Origin of the sequence: Sneathiella litorea (genome assembly GCF_009882915.1) — a bacterium.
Taxonomy (GTDB): Bacteria; Pseudomonadota; Alphaproteobacteria; order Sneathiellales; family Sneathiellaceae; genus Sneathiella; species Sneathiella litorea.
This window is the reverse complement of the sequence record NZ_WTUW01000001.1, coordinates 925,958-941,545: the sequence shown is the minus strand read 5'-3', so window position 1 is coordinate 941,545 and position 15,588 is coordinate 925,958. Positions and strand designations below refer to the sequence as shown.

The 15,588-nt window shown below is 54.4% G+C and carries 12 protein-coding genes; 4 read left to right on the top strand and 8 right to left on the bottom strand.

The genetic code is table 11. The features are described 5' to 3' along the window. Positions 1 to 86: 86 nt before the first annotated feature. Genes GQE98_RS04475 through GQE98_RS04440 form a run of 8 tightly spaced genes read right to left on the bottom strand, consistent with a single transcriptional unit; the run spans position 87 to position 9,328 of the window. Positions 87 to 1,982, bottom strand: a complete 1,896-nt coding sequence (locus tag GQE98_RS04475) for an ABC transporter substrate-binding protein (RefSeq protein ID WP_161314430.1) — start codon at positions 1,980 to 1,982, stop codon at positions 87 to 89. Further along, positions 1,979 to 3,871 carry an ABC transporter ATP-binding protein gene (locus tag GQE98_RS04470; protein WP_161314429.1) on the bottom strand — a complete coding sequence of 631 codons (1,893 nt, stop codon included), beginning with the start codon at positions 3,869 to 3,871 and terminating at the stop codon, positions 1,979 to 1,981. Before GQE98_RS04470 ends, GQE98_RS04475 begins: the two co-directional genes overlap by 4 nt. After that, entirely contained in the window at positions 3,868 to 4,389 is a 522-nt protein-coding gene (locus GQE98_RS04465) for a hypothetical protein (protein WP_161314428.1), read from the bottom strand. The genes GQE98_RS04470 and GQE98_RS04465 overlap by 4 nt, the downstream gene beginning before the upstream one ends. Beyond that, positions 4,386 to 5,192: a polysaccharide deacetylase family protein gene (locus GQE98_RS04460; RefSeq protein WP_161314427.1), complete on the bottom strand. Its 807-nt coding sequence runs from the start codon at positions 5,190 to 5,192 to the stop codon at positions 4,386 to 4,388. Before GQE98_RS04460 ends, GQE98_RS04465 begins: the two co-directional genes overlap by 4 nt. Beyond that, positions 5,189 to 6,352, bottom strand: a complete 1,164-nt coding sequence (locus GQE98_RS04455) for a glycosyltransferase family protein (protein ID WP_161314426.1) — start codon at positions 6,350 to 6,352, stop codon at positions 5,189 to 5,191. Before GQE98_RS04455 ends, GQE98_RS04460 begins: the two co-directional genes overlap by 4 nt. After that, positions 6,349 to 6,930, bottom strand: coding sequence for a histidine phosphatase family protein (locus tag GQE98_RS04450; RefSeq protein ID WP_161314425.1), 582 nt, complete (start codon positions 6,928 to 6,930; stop codon positions 6,349 to 6,351). Before GQE98_RS04450 ends, GQE98_RS04455 begins: the two co-directional genes overlap by 4 nt. Beyond that, on the bottom strand, positions 6,930 to 8,057 hold the full coding sequence (locus GQE98_RS18380; RefSeq protein WP_161314424.1) for a glycosyltransferase: 1,128 nt from the start codon (positions 8,055 to 8,057) through the stop codon (positions 6,930 to 6,932). Before GQE98_RS18380 ends, GQE98_RS04450 begins: the two co-directional genes overlap by 1 nt. Then, positions 8,054 to 9,328: a glycosyltransferase gene (locus tag GQE98_RS04440; protein ID WP_246157151.1), complete on the bottom strand. Its 1,275-nt coding sequence runs from the start codon at positions 9,326 to 9,328 to the stop codon at positions 8,054 to 8,056. The genes GQE98_RS18380 and GQE98_RS04440 overlap by 4 nt, the downstream gene beginning before the upstream one ends. Before the next feature lie 203 nt (positions 9,329 to 9,531). On the opposite strand from GQE98_RS04440, the gene GQE98_RS04435 reads away from it, so the two are divergent. From GQE98_RS04435 to GQE98_RS04420, 4 genes are all read left to right on the top strand, one after another. After that, complete coding sequence (locus GQE98_RS04435) at positions 9,532 to 12,186, top strand: ABC transporter transmembrane domain-containing protein (protein WP_161314422.1); 2,655 nt, start codon at positions 9,532 to 9,534, stop codon at positions 12,184 to 12,186. A 28-nt stretch (positions 12,187 to 12,214) separates the two neighbouring features. After that, positions 12,215 to 12,679 carry a cyclic nucleotide-binding domain-containing protein gene (locus GQE98_RS04430; protein ID WP_161314421.1) on the top strand — a complete coding sequence of 155 codons (465 nt, stop codon included), beginning with the start codon at positions 12,215 to 12,217 and terminating at the stop codon, positions 12,677 to 12,679. A 64-nt stretch (positions 12,680 to 12,743) separates the two neighbouring features. Then, entirely contained in the window at positions 12,744 to 14,039 is a 1,296-nt protein-coding gene (locus tag GQE98_RS04425; protein WP_161314420.1) for an AmpG family muropeptide MFS transporter, read from the top strand. 21 nt (positions 14,040 to 14,060) lie between these two features. Continuing rightward, positions 14,061 to 15,587, top strand: coding sequence for an acyl-CoA synthetase (locus GQE98_RS04420; protein ID WP_161314419.1), 1,527 nt, complete (start codon positions 14,061 to 14,063; stop codon positions 15,585 to 15,587). Position 15,588: the final 1 nt, after the last annotated feature.

Genomic DNA, 15,588 nt, shown 5'->3' with positions numbered 1-15,588 from the left:
AATATGGCGCGCCGTCAACCAGCGCCCTGAAAAATGCCTGAAATTACGCGAAAGCTCCTCCCCCATTGCCCCGATCTCCCTAATTACTAATTTTCAAACCAGAAAAGATCCGGATGATAAATTCCGAATTGCGCACCTGGGTCCCAGTTATAGATCCCTTCCCGGGGCACGTTCCGTAAATTATCAGAGACGACAACAGGCTGTAAAATCGCGCCAACGACACCAATCGTAAATTGCTGATCCGCATGAATGTTTAGCATTTCACGCCAGATTTCTGCCTTTTCGTCATCATTGGTAGAGGCGAGCCATCTTTCATACAACTCGAACAGATGCTGTGCTTCCGGTATATCTACAGGTTCGCCGGACTTACCCTTTGTTTCAAAATACTGGCCCCATTTCGGCCATTGATAACTGGTCTGGCTGGTCGGGGCCCGCGCCGCCGGGCTGGATTGCGCATTTGGGATGCCATCTTCAAACCCTGACCAGACGGACATTACCGTTTCACCAGAAAAAATGCGGTTCCGAAAAACGGCCCGCTGGGATGGCTTGGTAAAGACTTCGACCCCAATTTGCTCCCAGGATTCATTGATGAGCTCCAGGATATCCGATTGCTCTGTCTCTTCACCCGCCGTTTCAATCACGATCACCAACGGCTTACCGTTTGGCATTATCCTGATACCGTCATTGTTGCGTTCTGTCAGGCCCATCTCGTCGAGCAAGGCGTTCGCCTTATCAAGATCGAAGGTCGCCCATTTGGTACGCAGCTCTTCTGTATAAAACGGGCTTTGCTTCTGCACCGCATTATTGCCTTCGACGGCCAAACCGAAGAACAGGATATCATTGATTTCCTCCCGATGGACGGCGAGGGAGAGCGCACGGCGGAAGCGCACATCCCGCATCAGCTTGCGCCAGGTTGCATCTTCACTATTGAGGTTGGGATAGAGCGTGAAATGCGAGCCCCGCGCCGTCTCCCAAAGGAGGACCTTATACTGCGAGCGCTGCTCATTCTCCTTTAGAAAGGTTGCATCCTGAAGGCGTAAGCCACGTGCCTGCAGATCTACGTCACCAGAGGCCGCCTTCGCCGGGATCAGCTTGCTTTCCGATACCGTGAAAATCAGTTCATCAATATAAGGTAGCTGTCGTCCTTCCGGATCAACCCGATGAAAATAAGGATTACGCTTGCCCACAAACCGGGTTGCGGGCGGTGGCGTTGAATTCCGCCATGGCTGCAATGTCGGCAGGTTCGGGTTATCAAACTTGTAAAGGTTATCAAGTCGGTTATGGTTCGCGGCCCAGGCCTTGAGCTTGATCTTCTGTACAGGTGACAGCTTCGCCGGGTCAATATAGGCAACATGATGTTTTCTAAGATAATGCGCTGGGCGATAGATCAGAAGTGGGGCGGCGCCGGCAAGGTCGGTGAGGAAATTGGGGTTCGGGGCAGACCAGGAGTAGACGACCGTTTTCGCATCAGGAAACTCGACTGTGGGCAATTCCCCGTTAATGATCAGGGGGGCCGGCGGTCCCGCAGGTGAGAGCTTCGGGTTATTGGCGATATCCTCCCACCAATAACGAAAATCCTCTGAGGTGAAGGGGTGGCCGTCTGACCATTTGTGCCCTTCACGCAGTTTCATGGTGAAAATTCGACCTTCACTTACTTCAACCGATTCGAGAATATCCGGCTTGATTTCAAGATCGGCTGTAAAACCGACAAGGCGGGCATACCCATTCACAAACATCAGTTTCACATCGGAGGGATTGCCGATCAATGTTCGCAGCTTGCCACCATAATTGCCAATTACCTGGTCTTTCCCCGGCGTTACCTCCAGGGGATTGGTCGGCAGTCGTTCCTCCATCGGTGGCAAAAGGCCGGACAAAACAGCATGCTGAAAATAGGGCACTTCAGCTTGAGCACCTCTTGCCAAAACCACCCCGACCAGAGCCAGAAAAGAAAGTCCTTGTGAAATTCTGCGCAAACCTATCACGCCCGCAACTCCTTCAGATCCGTATTTTCATGAACCCGGACATAGTGCCCGTCCCCAATATCCATCATGACCGGACTTGTATAACTATCCGTCGTAAAGGGGGCCGGCCACAGTTCAGGATTGGATGCCTTCTCCTCGACAAGGTTGGAAAAGTTGAGCTGATGGTTTGGGTCTGGCTCCGGCACGGCCGCGAGAAGGCGCTTCGTATAGGGATGCACCGGGTTCTTGAACAACGCCTCTTTTGGCGCCGTTTCCACCAGCCGCCCTTTGCACATCACGGCGATCCTGTCGGCGATATAATCCACCACCGCCAGATTGTGGGAGATGAAAAGATAGGTCAGCCCAAGCTCAGCCTGAAGATCTTTCAGCAGGTTGAGGATCTGTGCCTGAATAGACACGTCCAACGCAGAGACCGGCTCATCGCAAATCAACAGATCAGGTTTCAGCGCGAGGGCCCGCGCAATGCCAATCCGTTGCCGCTGGCCGCCGGAAAAGGAGTGCGGATAACGGCGCAGGAACCGGATGTCGAGCCCGACCAGCGTCATCAGTTCCTTCACTGTTTCTTCCCGCTCCGCCGCGGTGCCGACTTTATGGATAATCAGCGGTTCAGAAATAATATCAAAGACGGTCATCCGCGGATTGAGGGAAGAAAACGGGTCCTGAAATATAAACTGAACCTTGTTGCGATAGTCAAAAAGCGCGTCTTTGGAAAGGGCGAGAACATCTATATCCCGTCCACGGTCATTATAGGTCACTTCACCGGCCGTTGCTGTCAGTGCCCGTAAAATAAGCTTGGAAAGGGTTGTCTTGCCGCACCCGCTCTCCCCCACAAGGCCAAGGCATTCACCAGGGCGAATAAAGAAGCTGACATTATCTACCGCCAAAACCTCACCGCCCGGTTTTGCTCCGAAAAAGGTCGATTTGCGCGTCATGAATTTCTTGGTGAGGTTTCGAACCTCCAGGATCGGCTTCTCATCTCCCGTTGCGATGGGGCGCGGATTAGCCTGTTCAAGAAACTTGCTGTCATTGTCGCGCTTGATTTCGCGGATCGGCGTCAACCGTTCGCTCGGCTTCATGTCAAAACGTGGAATGGCCTGCATCAGGGCTTTCAGGTAGGGATGGGATGGGTTTCTGAAAATATCTTCCAGCGTGCCCTGCTCCATCACCTTGCCATGATACATCACGACCACCTCATCGGCCATGCTGGCAACGACGCCAAGGTCGTGAGTAATCAGCAATATGGCCATGCCGAGCTGCTTTTGCAGTTTCTGCATGAGGTCGAGAATTTGCGCCTGGATGGTAACATCGAGTGCGGTGGTTGGTTCATCCGCGATCAATAGGGCGGGTTTGCAAATCATCGCCATTGCAATCATCGCCCGTTGACGCAGCCCGCCCGAAAGTTCAAACGGATAGGTATGAAAGGCGGCGTCGGGATCGGGAAATCCTACCAGCCGGAGCATGTCTACCGTTATCTGCACCCCTTCGCCCTTGGTTTTCTTGTGGTGCAGATGCAAGGCCTCGGATATTTGGTCGCCAATAGTATGCAGCGGCGAGAGGGAGGTCATTGGCTCCTGAAAGATGATCGAGATCCGCCCGCCTCGAATATTGCGCATTTCCCTGCTATCGGGCTTCAACTTGGCGATGTCGTAGAAAACACCGGGTTTTTCCGGGTCGAAGAATAGGATTTCCCCGCTTGTTATATGCGCCGGTTTCGGGAGTATAGACATAATCGCCTGGCTGATCACCGATTTACCGGAGCCGGATTCGCCAACCAGCGCAACCGTTTTTCCATCCGGTACGCGAAAGCTGACACCCTCCACCGCCTTGATTGTACCTTCCGCGACCCGAAACTCGACCTTAAGATCCCTGACCAGAAGCACATTCGTCATCGGTCTGCCGTTCCATATGCAACTGGAGTCATCATGTCCGCGCGGGTAATGCCGAGCGCCTGAAGGTTTCCGGTAGTATTCCTGTTGGGGACAACACCGTTGTGAGCCGCGGCGCGCGCCGCCAGCCTCACCAGGTCCTCAAACTCGTTGATTGTTGAATCAATACTCAATTTCGCGCCCCCGCCTATCAACCTAAGATGCATCCACCCTGCTTCCCGATCCCGCCGTGTCGAGTAATAGTTCAGGTTGAATCCGTCCAGTTCAGCCCACTTAATGCTTCGTTTTAAGGGACCGGTCATGACTATCCCGGTTCCGCTCACCTCGAAGCGAGTGAATTGCCGGAAAATTGCGCGCAAACCATATACGATGAAAGCACATAGCAAAAATACCAGCAAATAAACAATGACAGATATCGGATTTAACAACAAGAGTGGAACGGCTGTCAAAACAACTCCAACCAAGGCCCGCAGATAGCTGCCAAGGATATTCTTACGGGGATATGTGAAGACCCGGATCATTCCTCCGCCTGTTCCGCCTCTCTCATGAAGACATCTTCCGGCATCCCGTCAACAAGCGCGAGCGCGCCTTCTATGGTAAGAAAGCGGACCGCCGGATGATCTGTCAATGTCGCCAAAAGCTTGTAAACACCCGCCCAGGTTTCCTCATCATGAACAAGATGATGGGTGAGCAGCCCTGTGGGCTCCTGCTTATCAGCCCGGCCCTGTCGCCGCGCCATCAAATGTTCCAGCACCATTTCAAGAAGTGTTGTTTCCGGCAGGACGCTCCGATCTCCACGCCAGTTTATGGGATCGATATGCGTATTGATTTCCGCAAGTGCGGGGCGGATTAACGCGCTTTTCCGTGCCTTGTAGCGGGAAATGCCGATAAATCCCAGCCCTGCCAATACACCAATATGGTTGTTCGCAATCCTGTTCCAGGGGGGCACCATTATGGGGGCAAACTGATCGGTAAAAATCCGCGTCAGGGTCTCTTTTCCCTGGAGAATGTCTCGTTCGATCTCATTCCTTGCGCGCGCTTCGGGAAATTCAGATTTCTTTGCCCCGTCCGCTGCAAAATTCTGATGCCCAAAGCCGTGCTGAAGTATCTCACATGATTCCAGATAATTTACCAGCTCCGCATCGACTTCCGACGGGATAACCGCAAGGGCGAGCGGAATATCGAAATGATCCTTAAGGTGCAACAACCGCTCAAGCGCGGGAGTTGGCGCGATAACATCATCGTCACGCCACCAGAAAGTCGCGATACGTCCCTCTGAATGCCAGAGGTCCAACTCACTTTTCAGGCTGCCCCAATCGCTCATACGCCCTTTTCAATCCATCTTTTCATCAGGTCTATCGTTTTCGCCGCACCATTAACATCAATTTCGGCCCGTGCCGGCGGCCCATTCAGGGCCATATCGACTCTGGCTGCAAGTATTTCCGGGGTAAGTCCCGTTTCATCAGCAATTTGCAGCACCCCCTTTTCGGCAAGCAGCCGGGCGCGGAGCGTTTGCTCCGTTTCAAGGCCACCGGCATATGGCACGATCACTGCCCGGCACCTGGCATGGAGAGTTTCCATCACCGTGTTATAACCGCCCTGACTAATAGATAGCGCACAATTCATCAAAAGCGTGGTGAAATCAGGGCGCGCGCGCTCGACAATCACGCCATCCGGCGCCAGCGCTGTCAGTTCGTCAAAAATTTCCCTTTCCACCGTGGTGCCGACCATCATGCGCCAGACCCGGTCTTTCGCCGAGCTGAGAGCCCGCGCCTGCATCGCGGTTTTCAGAAGGTTGGTGCCAACCGCGCCGCCGCCGCTGGAAACAATCACCTCCCCCGCGCCGGGCGCCTCATCGCCGCCCTTAACACCGGTATGATCGACCACGTAGCCGGTGTAGAAAATCTGGCCCTTGATCCGTTCCGTATGGGGAAAGGTTATATCGAGCGATATGAGATCGGGATCGCCATGAACCATGACATAATCGAAATATTTGCGGACCAGCTCCAACATCTCCTCATTCCGCCCAGGCTTTTTCTGCGCCACCAGGATATCCCGAACGGAGGAAATAATGAGAGGGCGTGGATGGTCTGCACGCGCCGCATCCAGCATCGGCAGCAATTCAAACCGCATCTGCCGCCGGCCAAAGGGGAATAATTCGGTAATCAGGATATCGGGCTTATGCTCGTGATAGATATCGAGCAGCATATTCGCACGTTTCTGCCGCCATTCATCGTCGATCTGCTGTCCTTCCTCATCGACCAACACCTTGAAATACAGGTCTGTCGCCCGCGTCGCCGGCAGCTGGATCAGGCGCGCGCCGCCCAGATCAACATCAATTTCATGCCCGCCGGAAACGACGGTGACGTCCAGTCCCGCACGCATCATGCTGCGCGCAAGTGTCGCCGTTCGTTTGAGATGTCCGATTCCCAGAAGATGCTGGACATAGAACAGGATTTTTTTTGGCTGCGTTGTCTCAATCATGCGCTTTCCATACTGATATTAATGCGCAAGGGACGGAGGCCGCCCTCTGCGGTCACGTCGAACAAATGTCCGGTCGCCCAGTCGAACTTGACCGGCGCCTTGTCCGTCATATCCCAATTATAGGCAATTGATTTTAATGCGCGTATGACACCCTTGTGGGTGACGGCTATGGTATCTTTCTCAAGGCTCCTCAGCCAGGGCCGGAGCCGTGCAACAACATCTGCCGGGCTTTCACCACCAGGCGGTGTCATATTGATACCGCGTGCTTCGTTATACTTGAACTCTGCGCCATAGGTCGCCCGAAGGTCCGTCAAGGTTCGCCCTTCCCACTCGCCCCAGTGCATTTCGATGATGGCGGGCTCGGTCTTCAGGGTCTGCGCCCCGAGCAGTTCCGCTGTTTCCCGGGTGCGTTTTAGCGGGCTTGCAGTCCAGGCAAACTCCCTGAATTCGGCGGGAACCCGTTTGCCGGCAAGCTCCGCCCGACCGAGGTCGCATAACTCTATATCCGTCCGGCCCTGGATCTTCTTCTGTAAATTCCAGTCGGTTTTGCCATGGCGTATAACCAGCAACCTGACCATTACAGAGCTCCTCTAATATGTGTCCCCAGGAGATGCGCGGCATGGGCACGTGTGCGTTCCGTCCTGACGAAACGGCTTCCGGCCCGCCCCATTTTTTCACGCAGGGGTAAACTGGCAAGAAGTCGGTCGACCGACCAAGCGAAAGCATCTGCATCGTCCGGCGGTGTCAGAAGCCCCGTTTCCCCGTCTTTTACAACATCCGGCACCCCCCGGATACGACCCGCCACCACCGGAAGGCCACAGCCCTCTGCCTCGAGAAAGGCCATGCCATAAGCCTCCCCGCAGGCGGGCCAGACGTACAGGTCAGCATAGTCATACCAAGCGGGCAGTTTTTCGGGCGTCATGGCGCCAAGATAGACAACACGCGATCCAAGCGGTGAAAGAGCCTTTTCAACCTCGTCTCTCTTCTCGCCCTCGCCGATTACCAGAAGCTGCCAATCCGGCGCCGTCACCCGCGCAAGAGCCGTCCCCAGTTGCCGGTAGGACATCAACTTGTCGCCCCCGCGCATCATGGCAACGCTGAGCAAGTTCCGGACCCCTAGTCGCCCCCCTGCCTTTATAACTGCGTTGTCGGTATCCACAGGCATGGCCCGCGCCAGAAATTCTTCGATATCCAGAAAGGGCGGCAGCATGACGAGGGAGTTTCCCGCCAACATCAAGGGTTTCAGGCAGGCCCCGTCCAATGTTGTCATATGGAAAACGACGCGGGCGGAACTTATGGCGTCCGCCGCGGCCTCATATCCCATCTGCCAATCGCCACGGGCGCGTTTTGGCGCATGGCTCGCCTCCGCCACGAAATAGGGAATATCCAATGCGCGGCACACCTCCGGTCCAATCCAGTCCGGCGCCTTGTGGTAGATATGGTAGGTAAACCACCCTTTCGGCGCTGTTTCCGGCCGGGCACGCCATTTTGCAATCAGGGCGGCGGCCTCCCTCTCTCCCTGCCTTTTCATGGACAATTGAAACGTCGAGTCACCCTGGCCATCGAAACTCCGCATGTCGGACGCCAACTCTAGCTCAAATCCGGCTGATTCCAGCGCCGCCCAGAGCAACCGCCCCATCCGCCTGTCCCCGGACGGAACCGGGTGGTCGGGCGATTTCATGGGCGCATAGAAGGCGAGTTTCACGATCCGGTCCCGGTTTTACGTGAAGGAGGCGATGCCCCCAGTTTCTCTGCGAGGCTGCCTATCCAGCGATTGGCGTCAAACAGCTCTCTCAAGCGCCGGTTCCCTTTGTCAGAAAACTGTTGCCGGAGGTCTGGTTCACGGCAAAGTCGCGCCAGGGCCATCGCCATTGCGGCAGGATCGCGTTCCGGGACCAAAAGGCCGGTCTCGCCGTCGATTACCAGTTCCGGGATGGCAGACACATTCGTCGCCACAACCGCCGCTTTCTGGCTTTGCGCTTCCATCAGCACATTCGGCAGGCCGTCGCGATCGCCGTCATCAGCTATCCGGCTGGCCAGCACGAAGACATCCGCCTTCTGCAACGCCTGCAGGACCTCTCCTTGCGGCAAGGCACCGCGCCAGTCAAGCTGGTCCGCAATTCCAAGGTCACTTGCCTGAACCTTCAACCTGTCCAGCAAGGGCCCGCCGCCGATATGCGTGAATTTCCAGTTTATGTCATCCGGCAGGGTCGCGAGCGCATTCAGCAAATCATCATAGCCCTTCTTCGCGACCGCCCGTCCGACGGAGAGGATTTCAACAGGCGCGTCCGCATCCCTACCATCGCGGACATGTAAACGCCCGGTAAACTCCCCAAAGCGCGTAAGGTCAAGGCCGTGATACATCAAGGATACCTTGGTTTCGTCAGCCGCCAACCGGGAGAGATAATCGGCATTGATCGAGGTACAGGTCACCAGCCATGAAAGTTCCGACAGCTTCTCGCGGAGTTCCCATTCAGGGGAAGTCCATATATCCTTTGCATGGGCAGAGCAACTCCACTCAAGTCCGGTTACCAGGCTCGCATAACGTGCAACAGATGCCGGGGTATGTAGAAAATGTGCGTAGATTACCCGCGTGCCCACCGGCATCTCCGTCGCCAGAACGAGCGCCTGACCGAAGCGGCGAACACGGTTCGGTGTCAAATCGCGCCACAGATCCTTAAGCCATGTCGCCCGCGCTTTTCTGTAACCGGAAAGCCTGCGTGCCCGCCACCAGGATTTCAATACCCGGAGTGGTTCCTGATAAAGATATTCCGGAAGGTAGTTGACTGACGCCGTAATTTCCTGATGCACGGGATGGGTTGTCTTGTCCGTCGGGTGACGCAATGAGACGATATTGAGCTTAAGACCGCGCCGTTCCAACGCCAAAAGTTCCTGGGCAATAAAGGTTTCCGACAGCCGCGGATACCCCTTCAGCACAACAACAATTTCAGTGTTTTCATTTTCCATGGTCGACATTGGCGTCCGGATAAAATCTGATAGATCGTCCTTGTTAAGCGCAGAAAGGGTAAATATCAACCAGCAATAAGAACCCGAAGGGCATTCTCGCAGGGCTGGCGCAAATTTCCTCCTTGCGGCAAAGGATAAAACTATGAAAAACTGTGCCGGCACTGGGCCCATATCATGTGCAGAGCTGATGGGAAGCAAGTAGGTCGCGTTCAATGGAACATAATATTTACAAGTATATTTTACGCTACAGCAAAAAGCAGCAGTTCATACTTACGGTATTGTCCATTTTATCTTTCCCCGCTCTCTACTATTATCTTGAACTCCCGAAAATCATTATTAACCAGGCCATTCAGGCGAATGATATTGCCTTTCCAGTTGAATATGTCGGTTTTGAGTTTGACCAGATAGACTTTCTATACCTGACTGTTGGGCTCTTTCTGTTGATGGTGATCGTCAATCAGGCCTTCAAATATGTAATCAATGTCTATCAGGGGATTACAGGCGAACGGATGCTGCGTCGCTTGAGATATGAGCTTTACTGCCGCATTCTGCGTTTCCCGATCCCAACTTTCCGCAAGAAGAGCCCTGGCGAGATAATCCCGATGATCACCTCTGAAGTGGAACCGCTTGGCGGCTTTATCGGGGAGGCGTTTGCGCTGCCGATCTTTCAGGGCGGGTACCTTCTCGTCATCGTCAGCTTTCTTGTTGTCCAGAACTGGATTATGGCTGTCGCCGCCATTGCACTCTATCCGCTACAGGCCTATTTCATTCCAAAGCTGCAAAAGAAGGTAAATCTTCTGGGCAAAACCCGGGTTCGGCTGGTCCGAACCCTTTCAGACCGCCTCAGCGAATCCGTCAGCGGAGTTGAGGAAGTTCACGCCCATGATGCCTCCAGCAATATGCGCGCGAATTTTTCCAATCAGCTGGACCAGATTTATACTGTCCGCTACCGCATCTATCTTCTTAAATTTGTAATTAAGTTTCTGAATAACTTTATTCAGCAGCTTGGCCCATTCTTTTTCTATGGCATTGGTGGCACCATGGTCATCAATGGCACGCTGGAGGTTGGTACACTGGTTGCGGCGATCGGCGCGCATAAGGAAATGGCGGCGCCATGGAAAGAATTGCTGTCCTATTACCAGCGGCGGGAGGACGCCCGGATCAAGTATGAACAGGTGATCGAGCAATTCGAGCCTGCGGGAATGCGCGACGCCGACAACCAATTGATTGAACCAGACGAGATCCCGAAACTAACGGGCGAGATGATTGCCAGCAATATCGAGCTTTCTGATGATACGGGCTCGAAAACCCTGGAAGGGCTGAGCACCCGGTTCAACCTCAACGAACGGGTGGCAATTATTGGCCCGGCCGGCTCAGGGCGCGAGGCGTTGACCCATGTTCTGGCGCGCCTGATAGACCCAGACCGCGGACGGTTGATGGCCGGAGATGTTAATCTTGTCACCGCACCAGAGGCTATTATCGGACGCAAAATCTCCTACGTCGGCCAGCATGGCTATGTCTTTAACACGACCTTGGGGGAAAATCTCTATTTCGGCCTGAAACACCGGCCGTTGCATGAAAAATCCTACTCTGGGGATGCGGCGCAGGAACGCCAAACCTATATCAAGAATGCCGACCTGACGGGTAATTCGAGCGATGATATCAATGCAGATTGGCATGACTATAAATTAGCTGGCGTCGAGAACGAGGAAGAGCTGAATGCCCGTGCCCTCAAAATACTGGAGATGGTAGACCTGAGTGAAGATGTCTACCGGCTCGGTCTACGAAGCACGATCGACCCCGAAAAAGCGCCAGAAACAGCCGAACTGGTCCTCTCGGCCCGACGGCGGTTCTTCGAGAAAATCGAGAACGACCCCAGCCTTAAGAACATGATCGAGGCGTTTGAGCAAGACCAGTATAACACTAATGCTTCAGTCGCCGAGAACCTGCTGTTTGGCACACCTGTCGGAGACGAGTTCCACCTCGATCGCATGGCAGAAAATAAATATGTGCAGAAGATTATTGAAGAAGCAGGCCTGACCGAAACATTCCTTAAGATGGGGTATCAGGTCGCGACCCTGATGATCGAACTGTTTGCGGACCTGCCGCCGGATCATGAATTCTTCCAGCTATATGGCTTTATTTCCTCCGATGATTTGCCGGAGTACCAGGCTATGATCAGCCGGATTGATTCTGAGCGGCTGGACAATCTGCGTGAAGAAGACCGCTTACGGTTTATGTCGTTGCCGTTCAAGGTTATCCCCTCCCGGCACCGCCTTGGCGTGCTGACAGACGATATCGAAGAAAAAATCGTGGCCGCGCGGCATAAATTCGCGGAGGAACTGCCGCCACACCTGCAAAACAGCGTCGCCTTCTTTGATGCCGATGCCTATAACGCGGCAACCAACCTTCAGGATAATATCCTGTTCGGTAAAATTGCCTTCGGTTTTGCACAGGCCGCTGACAAAATTGGTGCAGCGCTGGCTGAGGTTGTCGAGGAAATGTCGCTCAGAGATACGATTATTGCTGTCGGGCTGAATTTCACGGTGGGCACTGCAGGCGCCCGGCTGAATGCTACCCAACGGCAAAAGATCTGTATCGCACGGGCGATCATTAAAAATCCGGATATTCTGATTCTGAACCAGGCGACCTCCTCCTTCGATGCGTCTACCCAGACACGGCTTATGAACAACATACTTGAGGACTTCAAGGGCCGGTGTCTGATATGGTCGCTAGACCATGCGGAAAAGACTGTCGGCTTTGATCATGTATTGATTATGCGCGGCGGCCGGATCGTGGAGCAGGGCCGCCCGGAGAAGCTTAAAGAGGATAGCGCCCCATACAAGGAGTTGCTGGCGGCTTCCTAGATCCGCCAGAGTGAGAAGGAGAAGATAGGTGAGCCTGAAAGAAGAAGTTGAAATCCTCCGGCAAATACCTCTGTTTGCGAAAATTGAACCCTCCAAGATCAAGCTGCTGGCTTTTACCTCGGAGCGGCTGACTTATCAGCCGGATGATTTCGTATGCGAACAAGGGGATAACGGTGATGCGGCCTATTTTATCATGGCCGGCGAAGCTGATGTCATTGTGGAAACCCCATCGGGCCCGTTGACCGTCGCGACACTCGGGAAAAATGATGTCGTCGGCGAGATCGCCATCCTGATTGACGTGCCCCGCACCGCAACGATCAAGGCGAAAACTGAACTTACAACCCTCAAAATTACCAAGGATGTTTTTTTCCGGATGGTAACGGAATTTCCTGAAATGGCAGTAGAGATGATGCGCGTTCTGGCCGAAAGACTGGTCCGAACAACTGATGACCTGCAAAAAGCCAAGGAAATTATCCGCAAAGACAGCCAATAAGCGACGGCCCCACCTTTATTAAGTAGATTACGTTTATGAGTAACCTGAATGAAATGAACGCCCGATGACCGGCTGGCTATCCGCCCTTTCCGTCTATCGCGACAGACGCATCATAAGCATTACATTGCTGGGCTTTTCTTCCGGCGTTCCGCTGCTTCTGACCGCCAGTATCTTGCAGGCCTGGCTCACTCAGGAACAGGTCGATCTTACATCAATCGGGCTGTTCACACTCGTTGGGCTTCCCTATACGCTCAAGTTTCTATGGGCGCCGCTCATCGACAGCATCCGCATTCCGGTCCTCTCCCGCCTGTTTGGACGACGGCGCAGTTGGCTTCTCCTGTTGCAGGCTTTTCTAATCGCAGCCACGCTGGTCCTTGCCTTCAGCGATCCGAAGGCAAATCTGTTTCACGTCGCCGTTGCTGCCCTGGTGGTCGCATTTGCGTCGGCTTCCTATGACATCATTGTCGATGCCTTCCGGATCGAGATCTGCGATGAGAAGAACATGGCGGCAGGCGCGGCAACCTATGTCTACGGGTATCGCGTCGCGATGTGGCTGACCGGTTTTTCCAGTTTCGTCATCGCCGATTTTTTCGGCTGGACAGTGAGCTACATGGTGATGGCCGCCTTTATCCTGATCGGAACCCTAACCGTCTTGATGACAGCCGAACCAGAAGTCGAAACGGAATTGCTGGAGGAAACGGTACCGCAATCAACAAAAGGCTATTTTGACTGGCTGAAAACCTCGGTGATTGATCCCTTTCTCAATTTTATGCAGAAACCTGACTGGTTGATAATCCTGCTGTTCACGGTTCTCTATAAATTCGGCGACAGCCTTGCCGGCGCAATGACGAATCCGTTCTATCTGCAAACGGGATTCACCCTGACCGAAATCGCCGAAATCGTTAAAACCCTTGGGACAGTTGCTATTTTTGGCGGGCTTTTTCTGGGTGGCTGGTTACTGGCGGCAACAACTATGTATCGCGCGCTCTGGATTTCCGGAATTTTGCAAATGGTATCCAACCTGATGTTCGCGGCGCAAGCCGCCATCGGGCCCGATCTCTCCTTCCTCGCCCTCACGATCGGGCTGGAGAACGTGGCAAGCGGGATGGGAACTGCCGTCTTTGTCGCTTATCTTTCCAGTCTCTGCAATATTGCCTATACGGCGACGCAATATGCGCTGCTTACCTCTCTTATGGCGGTGGCGCGCACTGTGCTCGTCTCGCCTGCCGGGTGGTTGGTGGAACGCATCGGGTGGATCGAGTTCTTCATCCTGACCACTGTCGCGGCCCTGCCGGGGCTTGCGCTCCTCTGGTATCTCTCATATCGTCAGCCGATCGAACAACAAGAAGGGGCGACCTGAACCCCTCGGGAGACAATCGATATGAATATCGCTAACCTGCTGAAACGGACTGCCAAAACCTACCCCGATCTGCCTGCCCTCGCCCATGGCACCGAGATTGTAGCCACCTACCGCGAATATGAAGACCAGGTCGCGCGGCTCGCCGGGGCACTTCGAGGAGGTCTCGGGCTAAACGCCGGAGATCGCGTTGCCCTAATCATGAAGAACCATCCGGAATACTGGATCGCGCTTTTCGCCGTATGGCGCGCAGGGCTCGTCGCGGTGCCGGTCAATGCCAAGCTGCATATCAAGGAGTTTCGCTACATATTGGAGAATTCCGACAGCCGCCTGGTCTTCGCAACACCGGAATTGGCGGATCAGCTCACCCCCCTCACAACGGAACTTCCGGAACTGGAGGCCGTCATCTCCATTGATGACGAGAACTACCTCGCGCTCAAGCAGGAAGGCCCGCTTCCTTTACAAGACGCTGCACCGGACGATCTCGCCTGGCTTTTCTATACCTCCGGCACCACGGGCAAACCCAAAGGCGCGATGCTGAGTCATCGCAACCTGCTGACCTCCATACTCAGCTATTTCGCCGATGTGACCGCGCAAGATCCCGGCGATGCGGTCATCCACGCTGCGCCGCAAACCCATGGCGCCGGATTGTATGGCCTGCCCCTCATTGCCAAAGGAGGGATACAGGTAACGCCACTTAGCGGTGGTTTCGATCCTGCCGAGACACTGGAGTTAATCGCCCACTACCCGAATTGCAGCTTCTTCTTCGCACCGACGATGATCCACCGGCTAATTTCCAGCCCCGCGTTTGAGGGCGCGGATACCAGCAACCTGAAAATCATTGTTTATGGCGGCGGCCCGATGTATGAGGCCGATATTCGCCGCGCCATTGACGCGCTGGGCCCCCGTTTTGCGCAGATTTACGGGCAAGGGGAATCGCCCATGACCATCACGGGTCTTTCTACCGCCCTTATCCGCGATGAAAACCATCCCCGCCGTAGCGAGATTCTGGCCTCCGTCGGGACCGAGCGCACGGATGTCGAGGTGAATGTTTTCGATGCCCAGGACAATCCGCTTCCCGTCGGTGAAATTGGCGAGGTTGTGGTGCGCGGCGACGTGGTCATGCTTGGCTACTGGAAAAACCCCGAGGCAACAACGGAAAGTCTGCGCGGGGGCTGGCTGCATACTGGTGATATGGGCTGCTTTGACGCGGAAGGCTTCCTCACCCTGAAAGACCGGTCCAAGGATATGATAATCTCGGGCGGCACCAACATCTACCCACGCGAGATTGAGGAAGCGCTGCTCACGCACCCGGATGTGGCGGAAGTTTCCGTCGTTGGGCGCCCGCATGAAGATTGGGGCGAGGAAGTTGTGGCTTTTGTAGTCCTCCGCAAGGAAGGCGCCATGACGCCAGAAGAGCTGGATCGCCACTGCATCGAACAGATTGCCCGCTTCAAACGGCCGAAAGAATACTTCTTTGTCGAGGAATTGCCGAAGAACAATTACGGTAAGGTGTTAAAGACGGAGTTACGGGCGCGGCTATCCCGTTAAG

What these genes read in the sequence shown, in the direction of transcription:
- GQE98_RS04470 (WP_161314429.1), bottom strand. Translation starts at nt 3,871, where the DNA reads ATGACGAATGTGCTTCTGGTCAGGGATCTTAAGGTCGAGTTTCGGGTC.
- GQE98_RS04465 (WP_161314428.1), bottom strand. Translation starts at nt 4,389, where the DNA reads ATGATCCGGGTCTTCACATATCCCCGTAAGAATATCCTTGGCAGCTAT.
- GQE98_RS04460 (WP_161314427.1), bottom strand. Translation starts at nt 5,192, where the DNA reads ATGAGCGATTGGGGCAGCCTGAAAAGTGAGTTGGACCTCTGGCATTCA.
- GQE98_RS04455 (WP_161314426.1), bottom strand. Translation starts at nt 6,352, where the DNA reads ATGATTGAGACAACGCAGCCAAAAAAAATCCTGTTCTATGTCCAGCAT.
- GQE98_RS04450 (WP_161314425.1), bottom strand. Translation starts at nt 6,930, where the DNA reads ATGGTCAGGTTGCTGGTTATACGCCATGGCAAAACCGACTGGAATTTA.
- GQE98_RS04440 (WP_246157151.1), bottom strand. Translation starts at nt 9,328, where the DNA reads ATGTCGACCATGGAAAATGAAAACACTGAAATTGTTGTTGTGCTGAAG.
- GQE98_RS04435 (WP_161314422.1), top strand. Translation starts at nt 9,532, where the DNA reads ATGGAACATAATATTTACAAGTATATTTTACGCTACAGCAAAAAGCAG.
- GQE98_RS04425 (WP_161314420.1), top strand. Translation starts at nt 12,744, where the DNA reads ATGACCGGCTGGCTATCCGCCCTTTCCGTCTATCGCGACAGACGCATC.
- GQE98_RS04420 (WP_161314419.1), top strand. Translation starts at nt 14,061, where the DNA reads ATGAATATCGCTAACCTGCTGAAACGGACTGCCAAAACCTACCCCGAT.